The 15,541-nt window shown below is 58.6% G+C and carries 9 protein-coding genes and 3 pseudogenes; 3 read left to right on the top strand and 9 right to left on the bottom strand.

The window, feature by feature from the left end:
• The first annotated feature begins 11 nt into the window (after window positions 1–11).
• A complete protein-coding gene (locus tag RTCIAT899_RS20065; protein ID WP_004119987.1) occupies window positions 12–1,049 on the top strand; it encodes an IS110 family RNA-guided transposase in 1,038 nt (345 codons plus the stop codon).
• Window positions 1,050–1,309: 260 nt separating this feature from the next.
• On the opposite strand, the pseudogene RTCIAT899_RS34145 reads toward RTCIAT899_RS20065, so the two are convergent.
• The 9 genes and pseudogenes from RTCIAT899_RS34145 to RTCIAT899_RS20030 all read right to left on the bottom strand — a co-directional run.
• Window positions 1,310–1,543: pseudogene (locus RTCIAT899_RS34145) on the bottom strand (sterol desaturase family protein); the annotation flags it as partial.
• Window positions 1,544–2,118: 575 nt separating this feature from the next.
• Window positions 2,119–3,159 (bottom strand): helix-turn-helix transcriptional regulator, encoded by a 1,041-nt coding sequence (locus tag RTCIAT899_RS20055; RefSeq protein ID WP_004120045.1) that lies wholly within the window; start codon window positions 3,157–3,159, stop codon window positions 2,119–2,121.
• 583 nt (window positions 3,160–3,742) lie between these two features.
• A complete protein-coding gene (locus RTCIAT899_RS20050) occupies window positions 3,743–4,147 on the bottom strand; it encodes a DoxX family protein (RefSeq protein ID WP_004120043.1) in 405 nt (134 codons plus the stop codon).
• Between the two features lie 309 nt (window positions 4,148–4,456).
• Window positions 4,457–6,646: a prolyl oligopeptidase family serine peptidase gene (locus tag RTCIAT899_RS20045; RefSeq protein ID WP_004120041.1), complete on the bottom strand. Its 2,190-nt coding sequence runs from the start codon at window positions 6,644–6,646 to the stop codon at window positions 4,457–4,459.
• Window positions 6,647–7,481: 835 nt separating this feature from the next.
• Entirely contained in the window at window positions 7,482–8,342 is an 861-nt protein-coding gene (locus RTCIAT899_RS20040) for an alpha/beta fold hydrolase (RefSeq protein WP_004120039.1), read from the bottom strand.
• Between the two features lie 317 nt (window positions 8,343–8,659).
• On the bottom strand, window positions 8,660–9,916 hold the full coding sequence (locus RTCIAT899_RS20035) for a glycosyltransferase (protein WP_004120036.1): 1,257 nt from the start codon (window positions 9,914–9,916) through the stop codon (window positions 8,660–8,662).
• Between the two features lie 531 nt (window positions 9,917–10,447).
• Window positions 10,448–10,558, bottom strand: a pseudogene (locus RTCIAT899_RS34610) (transposase); the annotation flags it as partial.
• Window positions 10,559–10,624: 66 nt separating this feature from the next.
• Window positions 10,625–10,823, bottom strand: a pseudogene (locus tag RTCIAT899_RS34140) (aldehyde dehydrogenase family protein); the annotation flags it as partial.
• A 529-nt stretch (window positions 10,824–11,352) separates the two neighbouring features.
• Window positions 11,353–11,628 carry a hypothetical protein gene (locus RTCIAT899_RS20030; RefSeq protein WP_004120034.1) on the bottom strand — a complete coding sequence of 92 codons (276 nt, stop codon included), beginning with the start codon at window positions 11,626–11,628 and terminating at the stop codon, window positions 11,353–11,355.
• A 1,328-nt stretch (window positions 11,629–12,956) separates the two neighbouring features.
• Here RTCIAT899_RS20030 and RTCIAT899_RS20025 point away from each other — a divergent pair.
• Together RTCIAT899_RS20025 and RTCIAT899_RS20020 are read left to right on the top strand one after the other, a co-directional pair.
• Window positions 12,957–14,159 carry a cytochrome P450 gene (locus RTCIAT899_RS20025; RefSeq protein WP_004120030.1) on the top strand — a complete coding sequence of 401 codons (1,203 nt, stop codon included), beginning with the start codon at window positions 12,957–12,959 and terminating at the stop codon, window positions 14,157–14,159.
• A gap of 89 nt (window positions 14,160–14,248) precedes the next feature.
• Window positions 14,249–15,541: a cytochrome P450 gene (locus tag RTCIAT899_RS20020; RefSeq protein WP_004120028.1), complete on the top strand. Its 1,293-nt coding sequence runs from the start codon at window positions 14,249–14,251 to the stop codon at window positions 15,539–15,541.

The following is a 15,541-nucleotide window of genomic DNA, read 5'->3' as shown; positions in this document are numbered from 1 at the left end:
GAGAGACGACCATGAAGCAGTATGCCGGAATCGATGTCTCGTTGGAATACTCGAGTGTGTGCGTGGTGGATGCGGATGGCCGCATCGTGCGCGAGGCAAAGGTCCACAGTGAACCCGATGCGCTGATCGCCTGGTTTGGCGAGCAGGGCGCGGCGATGGAACGAATTGGTCTTGAGGCTGGCCCCTTGTCGCAATGGCTTTACGCGGAAATGGCGAAGGCGGATCTGGCGGTCGAACTGATCGAGACGCGCCACGTGCGGGCGGCCTTCAAGACGATGCCCGTGAAGACCGACAAGAAGGACGCACGGGGTATTGCGCAGTTAATGCGGCTTGGCTGGTTCAGGCCGGTCCACTGCAAATCTCTTCCGGCCCAGGAGGTGCGAGCGCTGCTGACCGCACGCAAGCTCATCCAGGGAAAACTTCACGACATCGAGATGAGCCTCCGGGGCATTCTGCGCGGTTTCGGCCTCAAGGTAGGGCCGACCACGCGGCGCACCTATGCGGCACGGATCCGCGAGCTGATTGAAGGTCATCCGACCTTGGAGGCGATCACCGTTTCACTGTTGAAGGTGCGCGACGCGCTTATGGACGAATTTGCAGGTTTTGAACGAAAGCTGCGTGTCATGGCCCGTCAGGACGATAATGCACGTCGGCTGATGACGACGCCCGGCGTTGGCGTGCTGGTGGCGCTGACATTCGTGTCGGCTGTTGACGCGCCTGAGCGCTTCCGATCATCACGAGCGGTGGGGCCGCATTTCGGATTGACGCCCAAGAAGTATCAATCGGGCGAAACCGATTATAGCGGCCGCATCTCGAAGATCGGTGATGCGGGCGTACGAACCGCGCTCTACGAGGCGGCCAATGTCATCCTGACGCGCCCCGTGAAGGGTTCGGATCTCAAAAGCTGGGCGCTGGCGGTTGCAAGACGTGCGGGACCCAGAAAGGCGCGTGTTGCGCTGGCCCGTAAGCTGGCGGTGGTGTTGCACCACATGCTCAGGGATAAAACCAACTTCATTCCCCACAAGGCGGCGTCAGCCATGACCGCCTGAGCAGGAAGCGAGACAACAAGACAAGGTTTCGGGCGGGCACCACCATCAGCCCACCGGAGCAAGGTCCCTTCGCCGGGACGATGGAGCGGATAGGCCGATGAACCGCAAGCAGCACTGAGGTGACTGCGCGTCCTTAGATTGGCCAGCCGGTCCTCAGCAGACCCCATAAAGCAGCGACCCCGGCGTCGACTGCGGACAGAAGCAAGCACTCGGCGAGGGATTAAGCTCAAAAGGGATTGACTCGGGACAGCCCGTTACAGAAGGAGCGGTTTAATCCCTAACAATTGCAAACCCAGAGCATACAAGTGCCAGATTACAGCACCGCATCCAATGCGAATAACCCAATTCCGCGCGCCGCGAACGTACGAGGCAAAGCTATATCGATAAGCCGGAAAGATCACCTCGAGTACGACGCATGTCGTAGCAAATATCGCAACCAGCGTGAACGATTTCACGAAGAACTGGGCCATCTCCTCTAAATCGAGAACGTACATTAGAATTGCTCCGACGAATTGGAACGACGTAATTGCCGTATGCGATGTCGGCGGCGATTGAAAATCGATTGTTTGGATAAGACCAATTCGTTTCGCAAATGGCTATCGCCAATCCACGAGCCGCCGCAGTAATCGGCAAGCCGCCGGAGTCATGCTTCTTGACTGCTGCCACCCTGGCCGTCGCCTTACAGTAAGGGGATATCGGCCGGCACAAGCGGTTGGCGGGCAGAAACTGCGCCACAGGAGACCACGTCTTTTTGAAAGCGGCGGTATTCCAGTCCTCGTAGGGCACTGGTGCTCTTCAACCTGGCAGGTCTCACTCACTTTCTGTCGGCGGCCTGGTTATTTGACCGCTGGGTGCAGACCCAACCGAGCGTTTATCGAAACAACGTTCGGACACCGGACGTTCGTTTTGTGCCGATACAGTGTGTCCGCAATTCGCGGGTCTGCGGCTTAATTTTTTTATCGCGTACTGACGGGAGTTCCAACGCTGTGGAACCGATGGCAAGAATGACGAAGACAAGGTAGCGGTTGAAATCCAACATGATCGTTTCGCCTTGAAAACAATCGGTCCGTCATTTCCAGCCAATCTTTTTTCGTCCCGGGGCGCTAAAAGAATGCAACCCGCAAGCGCCTCTCCTTGTTTCAGACGGATTTTCTCCATAGTGCGCCCTATAAACTGCGGAAAACCTCCCGAACTGAAAGAACCCCCATTTCAGGCAGATGTCTTTCAAAAGCATGCGGTTCTCTGGATCTAGCAGGTCTTCCCGTGCTGCCCGCAACCGAAGCATTTGTAGATAGGCTGCGGGTGTCATGTCCTTAAAAGCACGAAAACCAGCTTCGAGCGCTCGGGTGGAAACCACCGCTGCGTCTGCCACCATCGGCATTGTAATCGGCTGGTCGATATTGGCCCGCATGAACTCGATCCCGCGTCGAACATGTCTGGGAGCGATCATGCTGGGTTTCTTATCCAGCAGATGCAATAGCCGATGAGGCACCATCCTTATCACCACATCGGCGAGCGCCTGCGAAATATGTGCCATGGCTATAGGAGACTGCAAAAGCGGACCATTAGCGCGCATTCCGTCGATGATTGTTTCGGCGAGATTGCCGATCGTGCGGCCAACTGGCGTTGACAGATCCAGCTCAGGCAGGAGGTCAAGGGAGCCATTGAAAGGCACGTCAAAAGTCTCGCAAATTGTCCGTTGGAATAAGGCCCAATCAAGCACCAACTCATCTATTAGATTGGCTTGCCCGTGCATCACGATGCCGTCAGGCTCGAAATTCCGGTAAAGCAGCAATTTCCCTTGTGCTGCCTCGGCGGTGCGCCGACCGTACGTAACCCCCATGCCACCGCTGCGCGGCACCACGATCGATAGATGCTCCGTTGCACCCGAGCACCATTCCGTGCGGAACTGAAACCCATCCTGATGGGAACCGGTAATCAACACGGCGCCTTCACAAGTCGAAAGATCGATCCCCCAATGGAACTCTTGGGAGCGACTTACGAGTTCAGCGTCGAATGTCCCGAAAACCTCGCTGAGAGTTTCGATCATGCTATCGAACGTTGAGCCGCAATATCGAAAAACGGCATCATCGGCGCTATTTTCCATCATGTGTTCTCCAGGTGCCAGCGACATCGATCTTGTCGGTTCATACAAGATCGTCTCTCGAGTTTCATAGAGCTTGCGACAACCATTTTTTAATTGAACATAGCTTGCCCGGCGCCCGAAACCTCCAGTGACGAGGCGGTTTATTTCCTCTCCACTCTTATCCGAGTGTTGGCAGGCATGACATCTGCCTCAGGATCTTCAGTCGCCTTCGCCTCTTAGGCGTGGACTGAAGGGTTGGCCGATTACGGCGCTCGGAGAGCGGTTGTTTTTGGTTTCGTCTACTAGCATTCGCCCGTGGCGGGTTCCACCTCGACGCCGCTTCTTGTCGACCTAATGTTGTTGTATACCTATGTCGACAGGCAATCGGCATTGTCAACCGCAAAGGTTGACGCTCGCGATCCCCAATAAGTTCGTGGTATATTCTGAATAAAGAAGGAGAGCTTCTCTAGGTCAGTCGTCACTTACTCTTCAGCATGTTTGCTGACCAGATGTCATACGGTGACTTCCCGATACGATCCAAAGCGGGGAATTCAACGATGGTGGTTCCGGACGTACGATTCTTCCCGCTGCAGTCACGAAGCCCCTCTCATATTCGCTTCATCTTTGCGTCAAAGCTCCAAGCCCCGGGCCCTGTAGAGGCCAGATAAAGAAAGATGAAGCAAAACAGGAGCGTACCATCGCCGCCGTTCGGCACGGGAAAGGCGCTCTTGCCTGAGAAATTGGTAGTCCAATAGCCGAGGCCCATCTGCCCGGATAAAAGGAATGCAACCGGTCTGGTCAGGAGGCCAGTCAGCACAGCCAGGCCGCCGAACACCTCCCGAAGGCTAAAAATCAGCATCAGAGTGGATAAATTGGCTTCGTCCCCTGCTCCGCCAACGCCGAACGCGGGGAATCCGGCTAGCTTCATGGCGCCATGTTCAATGAGCAGCAGGGCGGTAACGATTCGGAGCACGGCGAGTGCCGTCTGCGCGTGTTTTGAAGCATCCTCCAAAGCAGTCTCCAGTTTTTCCAGTTGTCTCGTCCTAATTCCGGTCGATCGGCATTCGGATCAGGACGCCGGATCGATAGGAACGAACCTGGGTTGATCAGTTCGCGCAAATACGGTGCCAAGAAATTATCGAGGGACGTAAGGCGATCTTGCGTAAGACCAGATAGGTCTTCTGAGCGCGGAAGAAGCATTGGGGCTTGATACAACCCGATTTTGTCGTGCGTGTCCGCCGCCAAAGAAACGCACGCGGCAACGGTCCGATCCTTTACTCGAACCGGATTGCAAATCCGTTCCAATCGCGAGGATCCATGCTCACTTATTGTCCATGAGTTTTTGAGACATGTAGGTGTATTCGAGCGCGTAGAGGCGCGCGCGTTCCTGCAGGTTGGCGGCAGCGGCGTGGCCGCCCTCGATGTTTTCGTAATAGTAGAAGGGCAGACTCATATCTTCGAACAGGGCGGCCATTTTGCGCGCGTGCGCCGGACCGACGCGGTCATCTTTGGTCGAGGTTTCGAAGAAAGGCTCCGGATAACCCACACCCGCCCTTACGTTATGATATGGCGAGATCGAGCGCAGAAAGGCGCCTTCGACAGGATCGTCCGGATTGCCATATTCGCCCTGCCACGAGGCTCCTGCCGACATGTGGGTGAAGTTGACCATGTCGAGAAGCGGCACCTGGATCACGGCCGCGTTCCATAGATCAGGGCGCTCGGTCAGTTGCACGCCCATCAGCAGGCCGCCGTTCGAACCACCCATGATCCCGAGATGCGGTGCCGAGGTAACCTTCTTCGCGATCAGGTCCTGCGCCACGGCCTGGAAGTCGTCATAGACACGCTGACGATGGGTTTTCAAACCGGCCTCGTGCCATTTTGGTCCGAATTCGCCACCCCCTCGTATATTGGCCAGCGCGTAGGCACCCCCCTTTTCCAACCACAACTTGCCAAGTGTTGCCAAATAGGTGGGACGCATTGAAATTTCAAAACCGCCATAAGCATAGAGGATGGTGGGGTTCGTGCCGTCGAGCTTAATATCTTTGCGCGCCACGAGGAAGTAGGGAACTTTCGTTCCATCCTCCGAGGTCGCCCAGAACTGCTGTACTTGCAGGTCTTCAGCATCGAAGCGTTCCGGGCTCGACTTGAGCTTCTCGACATTGCCGCTTGCAGCATCCGCGTAAAAAAGGGTGGAGGGTTCGAGGAAACCTTCCGAGAAGATGAACAGGTGATCGCTCTCATTGTCGCTCGACGTCACGGACAAAGTCGAATTTTCCGGCAGGGCCAATTTAAAGGACGACCAGCCATTCTTGCCGAAATCAAAGCTGCGTACCTCGCTGCTGACATTCGACTGGATCGACAGCACAAGATGATTTTTCGTCTGGGTAATCCCTTGGACAGACTGGTGGTCGTTCGGCATGAACAGCACAAGTGGTTCAACGTGCGCCGGATCGGCGAGCGCCGCGCGGAGATCGAAAGCGATTAGCGCGCCATTGTGGAAGACGGTGCCATTGGCCGAGGCCCAGTCCGACTTCAAATTGTAGATTGCCTGGCCCTTGTAGTAGCCACTTAAAGCAGCTGTGGTCGGGAATGGCAGAACGACCTTGCGGTTATCGGTGTGACCGTTCGGGTAGAAGGCTAGTTCTGTGTTGAACGAGTCGAGGTCGCGATAGGAGATGTCCATCACATACTTGCCATCAATGTCGCGCATCACGCTGCGGCGAGACGAGACGTCTTTCTTGTCGCCGCGAAAAATCTCGACCGCCTGATCGAGGCTCTGGCCCCGCTTCAGCACCTTGGTGACGTAGCCGTAGCCGGAATCCGTCACTTCGCCCGGCGTCCATTCCCGAGTCACGTAGATGGTGTTCTCGTCCACCCAAGTCGCCGACTGCTTGCCCTCAGGCAGGACGAAGCCTTCCTTAACGAACTGGCCCCTGGCGATGTCGAATTCGCGCACCACATCTGCATCCTTGCCGCCATCAGACAGGCTGAGCAGGCAGAGATTGTCGACGGGCGGCAGGCAGTTCTCGCTTCTGAGCACCCAGGTCTTATCCTCGAGTTTGGACAGCGCCTCGACATCGAGAATGACGCGCCATTGAGGGCTTCCAGACCTGTAGGCTTCCCAGCTCGTCCGCCGCCACAGACCCTGCACGTGCGTGCCGTCCTGCCAAAAGTTGTCGATCGTGCTGCCATGCGCGAAGCCGGGCCGAACAATGCGATCGGTGGCTTGCAAGATCTTCAGAATGTCAGCCTGATATTCGCCATAGCGTGGATCTTTCGACAGTTTGTTGACGGTTGATTGGTTATGCGCCTTCACCCAGACCATCGCCTTTTCGCCGTCAATCTCATTCAGATAGGCGCGAGGGTCGGCGGCGTCGTTGGGAGCGTTGTTAGGGTTGGAATCGATCGGCTTGGCAACAGTGGTCATCGGCGCCTTGGCAGAAGCCGCCATGGTGAATGCCATCGCCAAAACCATAGCCAACACCAATCTATTCAGAAATGTACCGCGCATAATTTACCTCGCCGAAATCCAACGTCCAAGCGGTTGAAACAAACCGCTCCGCCTCTCGTCTCGGCAAGAGCTGTGCCAATCAAGCGCATCTGAACTGACCCTCTGGAATCAAAGGCTTGGGAGCATGAAGGCCTTGTAGGATAAGTCGCACTGCAATGTCGCAACCGCTCCAGGTTTGTCACTTCCATATGGCTCTGAGACGATCCTCGTACTGATTTCCCCACAAGGGCGAAGGCGCGCATAGGTCACCAGGCCTGGTATTGAGTGCACGGGCGGGAAGGTGCGCCTCGCCGAGGCTCTCAGGAGTGCTTGGTCGGCCATCACGTGACGAATGGATTGCCCTGCCCGGTGATGGTGGCGAGCGACCACATATTTGGTCACGGAGCGGAGAGCGACCATTTTCGTCTCGCTAGCCTCCCAAGAAACATGCGTACGATTCACGCCTGCAAGGAGGCGCAAAGGTCAGGCGAATACGCAAATGCGGCCGTGATGGCGATGGTTAGCGGTCAAATGACAAGAAGATGGTGCGGCTGTGGGCGATGCGCGTGCGGCTGTTGTAACCGGCCGTTCGACCCGCGGTATAGAGCGCGTCATCGAAACACAGATCAGGTCTAATGCCCGCTTGGCGAGCAACGAGGCGAAACTTTCATGGCATGACAGGTCGTGCCGGGCAATCCGCACCACGGTTACATTAACGACGATCAAGCGCCGCTTGCCTTGAGAACGCCTTTACACTCCCCGCCAGATTTCATGTCGGTCGCGACAGCGGACCCTACACGAATTCGGCTGGCCTCGGTCGGCATAGCATCGCAAACCAGTCTATTAGGCACATCCGTTACATCCGGGTGGTGGGGCGCGGCCTAAGGCCGACTGCTAAGAAGCGGTCGAGCATCGCATTTACCTGGTCAGCCACCTCGATGGTATTGAAATGGCCAGCCAACAGCGTCTTGGCCAAAACGAGTTGGGAGCAGCGAACCTTTAGCCAGTCGAGATCACATGCAGCGCTCACCAGCGGCACATCGGCAGCGATGTAGGCCATCGGGACCTTGCAACGCGTTGCCGCAGGAGACGCATCATAGTTGAGGATGAAATTGCGCATTGCAGAATACGCCACATGCTGCGGTGTCTTCTCGCACGAGGCGCGGATATAGGTGTTGTGGATGCTCTCGCGCCTGGAAGGGTCGTCGTAGTCGAGGGCCATGGACCACGCGTTTTTTCGCAAAACCTCCCGATAGTTTGAGCTCGAAATTGCATCCAGGAACTGATCAATTTCGGGGCTGTCGCGAAGCGCCCACCGGGGCGTGACAATAGAATCGATCATCACCACACCAGAGGCCAGCTCAGGATGGCGGCCGCACAGCTCGAGTGCGACCGATCCACCCATGCTGTGGCCGATGATCAGCGGTTTCACCAGGTTCCGCTCGCTGCATTGCCACGCTACGTCGTCAGCAAAATCCTCGATCGTGTACTCCTGCTTCGGCGCGTCGCTGTCTCCGTGACCGCGGAGGTTTACCGCCATGACGTGCCGACTTTTAGCAAAATATTCGATCTGCGGCGTGAATATCCTGTGATCGCCGGTCCAGCCGTGAATCAGGACGAGCGGCGGACTTAGGGGCGAAGCCGATATTGCTTCGAAGTGCGCAAGGCACACCCCGGCGCGGTTCATCAGGACGGGGCTCGATTCGGCTACATTCATGGGGTTCGGCTCTTTTTTGGGCTCGCCAGCAAAGGGTAGAGTGTTTGTGTCATAGAGGGGAACGACCCGCGGCACTCAGACCGCGAGAGCAATGGCTTGCCGATTGCAAACTGATCCAGTTGAGAATGCCCGTGGCAAATGGGGCAGCACTTGAACATGATGAACTGTGAGCGGCACCAAGCCGGAGACGAAGATCGACTTGCCCGGTAGGCAAGCATCGAAGGAAAGATATCGGTGCCTAAATACCCATGGAGGAAATGCCTGAGCGCACCGACGATAAAATCGAACAATCCGAATGCACGATCAAGCCGCCCGCATCAGGTCGCCGATCCAACAATGGATTTATTTGCCACCATAGCCTCCAATTCGTCAATGAGACCGGAGGCGGCGATTTCAGCTTTGATGCCATCGCCCAAGCGGCGCGCCGCATCGCGATAGCGCGGCTCCTGTAACAGGCCACTGACGGCATGGGCGATCTCGGCTTCGCTAGCACTCGGGGGTAGTCGAAGACCAGCTCCCTTCGACACAACTCGTGCAGCATTATCCCCCTGGTCGCGCCCGTTGGGGAGCACCAGTTGCGGTAGACCGTTTATCAGCCCCCGGCTGACGGTGCCGTGGCCGCCCTGCGTTATCAAAAGGCAGACTTCCTTCATCACTGTGTCATGCGGAGCGCCGTGCAACAGATGCACGTTCGCGGGGGCGACCAGCTTCCCCGCGTCAACATGAGGTCCGATGGTCGCCACCGCGTGCACGTCCAGCGTACCCAATGCGCAAATGATCCGTTGAACCAAGTCGTCTTGACCCTGAGCGCCGGAGCTGCAGGCGACGAGCACACGAGGTCGATTGGCGTCCACAGGCCAAGGCGCCTTCCAGCTCCTTGACCAATTTGGCTGCTCCAGCAGTGGCCCAACATAACGAACGTTGTCCGGTAGAAGGTCGGCCTCAAAATCGAAGGTCCGGCTGATCGCCAGCAAGTACCGATCGGCACACTCAAATAAATCCACCGTCCTGGCCAAACCGGACAGGCCGAGGCCGGCACGCGCCTCGTTTAGAAGCGAAAGGAATTGGTCCAGGAAGCAAGCCCAATTTTCGTTCGCCGCCGCGATCGCGATCCGCTCTTCTGGCGTCTGCGGCTGCGCCAATCCGCTGGCGGCCGGCGGAATTCCTGGCAAAGGGCGAAGGCTCACATGGGGTGACAACATTGCGATCGGCACGCCAGCGGCTTCGGCGCCCAACACGGCACCAAACAACATATCGATGGCAATGACAGCATCCGTCGGTATGCGGCCGATCTCATCCTGGACGTCGGCTGCGTAGGCTGGCGCCGGGCCGAACACCGCCTTTTGGAACCAGTCCTGCATGTCTGAAAAGCAGGCAGGATCCGCGTCGATCCCCATCGGGGCACGCCGCCAGGAGACGAAGTCGAAACCCGCCGCAGCCACTTCACGCCGCATCTCTGGATCAGCCATAATGCGGGCGCTATGGCCAACCCGTTGCAGTTGTCGAGCTGCAGTCAGCAACGGGCCCAGATTACCCGACGTCCCCCAGGACGCAAGCAGGAAGTTATACAACATGCCTCACCTCAATCGTGTTTGAAGCCAAATTTCGTCGTAATCGGAGGCTGCAATAGGTGATCGATAATTGGTGCGTCGTGTCGAGTTCTGCCGCTGTCACAATCGGAGGCGGGGCGATGCAACACACTCCCCGGAAACTTCCCTCAGCGGGAACTTTCCGGTTAGAAAGATGATGCTCCCTTGCGGCCGTCACACACGTTCTAGCAGGTGCCGTAAACCCGAAAGGACTCCCCGATTGCACACAGCTCAACCTGGTCGGGAGTTGGCACAATCGGCCGGAAAGGTCTAGCTGCTTAGCCGACCTCGACAAAGGTGATATCGTCTTGCGAACTTACGTCCGTCGCACGCATCTGCGGATGGACTTGAAGACTCCCCGGTCGTCTTCAGCTCGCGGGCAGCGAACTCAATGACTTACCCGCTCAGGTTTCGTTCGACTCCATCTGTCCTGCAATTTTTAAGGCGTTCGGGGCGCTGCGTAAAATTGATTGTTTGAATGAATACAATTCGCGGCCGGCATGTCTCTGGCGTTCCTCAAACTCGCTGCTTGGCCCAATCGTCACCGGGCACTTCTGCCCTCTTCGCAAACTGCCGGCGCCAGGTGTAAATCCGCTGCGGCACCAAGTCATGTCGACGAGCAACGTCCGCGACGCTCGCAACGCCTGCCGAAGCGGGCGACGAAGCGGGCCGCGACCTTCAAGTCCGCGGAAGACTCTTGCCTCCGAGCTCGAGCGTCATCAGTTTGATTTGGGTGGATGCGATCGTTTCATGATCGCGCCGCCGGCGGCGGTCGATTCCGTAAATCTCACTTGGCGATGTCGGGATGTAGAGGTATGGAGAACGGCCGCAGTTCCGAAGGTGCAAGGACGATGGCGTTTCCCGCAGCAAGCGCAGAGACCATTTTCCATCCCGGCGGATTCCTTGACTCGCCTTTCCGAAAGCTCGCGAACTCGGATGGCCATTATTTTTCGGGTTGAGCCGCTAACGCTTCCCGCCAGCAATCAATCTCGCCTCCGGGTCCAGACGCAGTCCTCACATGGCGCCGCATCCGATCACTGGGCCGATAGCGAGGGCGAGACTGGGTATTCCGCGCAGCAGTCGAGGATACTGCCGGAAATATCACGTTCCGGCGGTTACTCCATACACCCGACGTTCCTATTCGTCGCCACCGCAAAATCCGGGCCGAAGCGAATCCGTTTGATCCGATGTGGGACCGCTACTTCGCCGCAGGCGTGGTCTGCCCTCGGAAACTACGGATCGGCCTGATGGAACCGCCCACTCTGCCGATAAACAGGAACTGGCGGCTCTGGTCAAACAGGGCCTAGTGGAGGCTTGAGCCGTATGCGGGGAAACTGCGCGTACGGTCTTAGGGAGGAGCGACCCGGCGAGGGGTCGTTCCTAACCCGACAGGACACGCCGCAGCATCGGCGCTTGCCAGATCATTCGGCTGATGGGGCGAGATGAATGATGTCTCCCCGGGACCAGCCTTCGGCAAGGCTCATCAGAAACTCCAGCTCCCGTCTCAGCGCGACGGTGCGACTTACATCCTTTGCATGCTGGTTGTCGGCGCGCACGTGATAAAATTCGCCGACCGCGATTCCCGCCGCTTTTCGCTTGTCCTCAAGCGCGGACTTCAAACCTGCCAGCTCGTCCCTAACAGCGAAGTAGCGCCGCATAACGGCGATCAAACGCAGGTCGTTTTCTGCTTCATCCATATTGGCGTCTTCCAAAATGCTTTGATTAGGAAGAAGCAGATTCGCTCTCTCCTGTCACGCCTCGAACGACAATCGGCAAGGATGATACTTTAGAAATATCTCAACTAGAGAGGATGTAAGATTCATGGCAAAGCGAGAAGAGTTCCATTCATCGCCTTCCGCGACGGCGCAAACAATCCAATTTCCTTCAACTTGAAGGGTGATACCCGGAACTCTGACCCGTGTGTCGGGTCTCCCTTTCTATTTCGTTCGCATGTAGCAGATAGCAACGCGCCCGCTGATAGTCCATTCACCGCATTATTTGAGGGAAGAACCTAACAAAGAAAAAACCGAACGCGCTTGCAGATCGTCCGGCTTTTCCCGCGACTACCTACTTCGACAGGGCAAAGTCGGGTAGCATGTCGCTAGTTGGAGCGTATGCACGATATGGAATATACCAGTCGCATTTCGCGTGCGCGAACTACCAAGGCAGGTAGGTTCCCAAGCTCGGCGACCCGACCCTGCGGCTTCCGCGTCGCATGCCCATCCGACCCGGCGAGATGTCGGAGAGCGGGTTTCATTTTCCTGATCGTTGCCGCCGACATCGGAGTGGTTTCCAGCAAACCACGCCTGTTGCAGGCAATCCGGATGCTTGAAATATCGCGCAAGGACAGCTCCTCACATTCAGCGCACGAACAGGGCTTTGTCGGGCACTTGCTCCGCCGGTTGTCGGCATTGAGACTCAATGTCAGTAACCTGACACTACGCGCCGCTAGGAAGTGCCCGCTGAGCCTGCGATTTCACTTCGGCACGCGATTTGCTCTGTTTGCGGCATCATCACCAATCGCAGTGCGATGGTCTTTGGGACGCACACGGCGCCGCGTCGCTGTTCGCGTCTGATCCGACGGTTCGCTGTGGGAATGACTTGGCGCGTGGTTGTGGACCCCGAGAAAATGCAGGGACGTGTTGGATGCGATCTAGTTTAACTGCCACCGGCGGTGTGGGACTGGTCCGGAGGTCGTGTTGGCGGAGACGTCGCTGGCGGGTAGGGTCGAACCTCATTCACCAAGCTCTACGACTAGGCAATCTATGCCGACTCCGACAGGCTCGACGTCATCTGGCACGACCCGCACCTGTCGCTCGGCGAAGCGTCGGAATTCCGCCTGGGCGCTGCGCCGGCGCGCCTAGAATTATGATGCACCTTCCCCGCGCCGTTCGTGCCGCTGGAGGACCTGGCGCTGACAATCGCGGTGGAGGACATCGCCTCCATGCCGTCTTCCGTCGTTCGCTGCCCGTCGCCTGCCAGTCACCTTCCGCCCTTTCCATCGCTTAGAGAGTGAACTGCCACCATGTCCGAACAACCCTTGCCGACGCTGCCGATGTGGCGCCTCAATCACATCGAGCCCTCGCCCGAGATGCTAACGCTAAGCGCCAACGGTCCGATCCATCGCGTGCGCTTCCCGTCCGGGCACGAAGGCTGGTGGGTGACAGGCTACGACGAGGCCAAGGCGGTGCTCTCCGACACTGCATTCCGGCCCGCGGGGATGCCGCCGGCGGCATTTACCCCGGATTCAGTGATTCTCGGTTCGCCGGGGTGGCTGGTCTCGCACGAGGGGGACGAGCATGCGCGGTTACGCACGATCGTGGGACGGGCCTTCAGCGACCGCAATATGGAGCTGCTCGCGCAGAAGGTCGAGGCGATCGCCGCGCAGTTGTTTGAGACGCTGGCGGCCCAGCCCCAGCCCGCCGACCTGCGGCTCCACCTCTCCTTTCCGCTTCCGGCCATTGTCATTAGCGCGCTGATGGGCGTGCTCTATGAGGATCACGCCTTTTTCGCCGGGCTGTCCGACGAGGTGATGACGCACCAGCATGAAAGCGGCCCGCGCAGCGCGTCGCGCCTGGCCTGGGAAGAGCTGCGCGCCTACATTCGCGGCAAGATGCGGGACAAGCGCGAGGACCCCGGCGACAACCTGCTGACGGATCTGCTCGCGGCGGTCGATCAGGGCAAAGCGACCGAGGAAGAGGCGATCGGCCTGGCGGCGGGCATGCTGGTGGCGGGGCACGAGAGCACCGTCGCGCAGATCGAATTCGGCCTGCTGGCGATGTTCCGTCATCCGCAACAGCGCGAACGCCTGGTCGGCGATCCATCCCTTGTGGACAAGACAGTGGAGGAAATCCTGCGTATGTACCCCCCGGGCGCGGGCTGGGACGGCGTCATGCGCTACCCGAGAACCGACGTGACCATAGCGGGCGTGCGTATTCCCGCGGAGAGCAAGGTGCTGGTCGGCCTGCCGGCGACGGCGTTCGATCCGCGCCATTTCGAGGACCCGGAAATCTTCGACATCGGACGCGAAGGAAAGCCCCACTTGGCGTTCTCCTACGGGCCGCACTATTGCATCGGCGTTGCGCTAGCCAGGCTGGAACTCAAGGCGGTGTTCGGTTCGATCTTTCAGCGCTTTCCCGCGCTGCGCCTCGCCGTGGCGCCCGAAAAACTGAAGTTGCGCAAGGAGATCATCACCGGCGGGTTCGAGGAGTTTCCGGTGTTCTGGTGATGCGTGGAAGCCGCTGGGGATCGTGATCTTCTCCGCATGGCCGGCGCGCCTGGCGCGCCGGCCAGATCAGCAACCAACAGGTAACCAAGATGGACGTGAAAGAAACAACCGCGGTATGCCGGGACGCCTTCGCCGAACTCGCGTCGCCGGCGTGCATCCACGACCCATATCCGTTCATGCGGTGGTTGCGCGAGCACGATCCGGTGCACCGGGCAGCGTCAGGCCTCTTTCTGTTGAGCCGCCACGCCGACATCTACTGGGCACTCAAGGCCACGGGCGATGCGTTTCGGGGACCGGCGCCGGGCGAACTGGCGCGCTATTTCCCGCGTGCGGCAACCAGCCTGTCGCTCAATCTGCTGGCGTCCACTTTAGCGATGAAGGATCCACCGACGCATACGCGTCTGCGCCGGCTGATCTCCCGCGATTTCACGATGCGCGAGATCGACAACCTGCGGCCGAGCATAGTGCACATCGTCGCAGCGCGCCTGGACGGCATGGCGCACGCGCTTGAGCGCGGGGAGGCAGTGGACCTGCATCGCGAATTCGCGCTTGCCTTGCCAATGCTGGTCTTTGCCGAACTGTTCGGCATACCCCAGGAGGACATGTTCGGGCTCGCCGCCAACATCGGCGCCATCCTGGAAGGCCTGAGCCCGCACGCCAGCGATCCCCAGCTCGCCGAGGCGGACGCAGCCAGCGCCAAAGTTAAGGCCTACTTCGGCGACCTCATACAGCGCAGGCGCACCGATCCCCGCCAGGACGTCGTGTCGATGCTGGTCGGCGCACACGGCGATGATGCCGATATGCTGTCGGATGTGGAGTTGATCAGCATGCTATGGGGCATGCTGCTGGGTGGCTTCGCCACCACTGCTGCGACCATTGACCATGCGGTCCTGGCGATGCTGGCGCATCCCGAACAGCGGCACTGGCTGCAGGGAGATGCCAAGGGGGTCGAGGCATTCGTCGAAGAAGTCTTGCGCTGCAACGCACCCGCCATGTTCAGCTCCATTCCGCGAATCGCACAGCGCGACATCGAACTGGGCGGCGTGGTAATCCCGAAGAACGCGGACGTGCGCGTGCTGATCGCCGCCGGCAATCGTGACCCGGACGCCTTTGCCGATCCCGACCGCTTCGACCCCGTACGGTTCTACGGCACCAGTCCTGGCATGTCGATTGACGGGAAGATCATGCTGAGCTTCGGCCACGGCATCCACTTCTGCCTCGGGGCGCAACTGGCCCGGGTGCAATTAGCCGAGAGCCTGCCGCGGATCGAGGCGCGCTTCCCTACGCTCGTACTCGCCGATCAGCCGACCCTGGAGCCATCCGCGTTCCTTAGGACATTCCGCGCCCTGCCCGTGCGGCTGCATGCGCAGGCGGGGCGCTGA

Source organism: Rhizobium tropici CIAT 899 (assembly GCF_000330885.1).
GTDB lineage: Bacteria > Pseudomonadota > Alphaproteobacteria > Rhizobiales > Rhizobiaceae > Rhizobium > Rhizobium tropici.
Note: the sequence above shows the minus strand (reverse complement) of the source record. Positions and strands in the feature narration are given on the sequence as shown.

Coding starts and splice junctions, on each gene's coding strand:
- RTCIAT899_RS20065 (WP_004119987.1), top strand. CDS start 12: ATGAAGCAGTATGCCGGAATCGATGTCTCGTTGGAATACTCGAGTGTG.
- RTCIAT899_RS20055 (WP_004120045.1), bottom strand. CDS start 3,159: ATGATGGAAAATAGCGCCGATGATGCCGTTTTTCGATATTGCGGCTCA.
- RTCIAT899_RS20045 (WP_004120041.1), bottom strand. CDS start 6,646: ATGCGCGGTACATTTCTGAATAGATTGGTGTTGGCTATGGTTTTGGCG.
- RTCIAT899_RS20040 (WP_004120039.1), bottom strand. CDS start 8,342: ATGAATGTAGCCGAATCGAGCCCCGTCCTGATGAACCGCGCCGGGGTG.
- RTCIAT899_RS20035 (WP_004120036.1), bottom strand. CDS start 9,916: ATGTTGTATAACTTCCTGCTTGCGTCCTGGGGGACGTCGGGTAATCTG.
- RTCIAT899_RS20030 (WP_004120034.1), bottom strand. CDS start 11,628: ATGGATGAAGCAGAAAACGACCTGCGTTTGATCGCCGTTATGCGGCGC.
- RTCIAT899_RS20025 (WP_004120030.1), top strand. CDS start 12,957: ATGTCCGAACAACCCTTGCCGACGCTGCCGATGTGGCGCCTCAATCAC.
- RTCIAT899_RS20020 (WP_004120028.1), top strand. CDS start 14,249: ATGGACGTGAAAGAAACAACCGCGGTATGCCGGGACGCCTTCGCCGAA.